Genomic DNA, 412 nt, shown 5'->3' with positions numbered 1-412 from the left:
GGATAATACTGAAAAGCATATGGTCGTGTTCGGTCAATTCGGTAGCCGGCATGACGCTGATGGCCAAACCGCTGGCAACCATGTGGCGGATGGTGTTGTTGGAGCTGCCTTGCAGGGTATTGGTCAAACCTTGGATTTTTTGTTTGGAAGCCAATTCGGAACAGCTTGCCAACACTTGGTCGCGCATACAGTTGCCTTCGGAAAGCAGCAACACTTGTTCTTCGCCCAAAAGCTGAGGAGTAACGGCATCGAGTTCTTCAAAGTGATGGCCTTTGGGAACAATGACGAAGAAAGGTTCGTAATACAGAGGCTCGGTCACGATGCCCGGCTATTGGAACGGTTCGGCAACGACGATTGAATCGACATCGCAACGTTTGAGCGACTCGGTCAGGATGTGGGTATAGTTCTCTTC

General features: G+C 50.5%; 1 pseudogene. It reads right to left on the bottom strand.

From position 1 onward, the window contains the following. Nucleotides 1-412 (bottom strand): annotated as a pseudogene (locus ACTHS8_RS10830) (LysR substrate-binding domain-containing protein); the annotation flags it as partial.

This window comes from Neisseria sp. P0016.S008 (assembly GCF_051957775.1).
Taxonomy (GTDB): Bacteria; Pseudomonadota; Gammaproteobacteria; order Burkholderiales; family Neisseriaceae; genus Neisseria; species Neisseria flavescens_B.
This window is presented reverse-complemented; position numbering and strand designations above follow the sequence as displayed.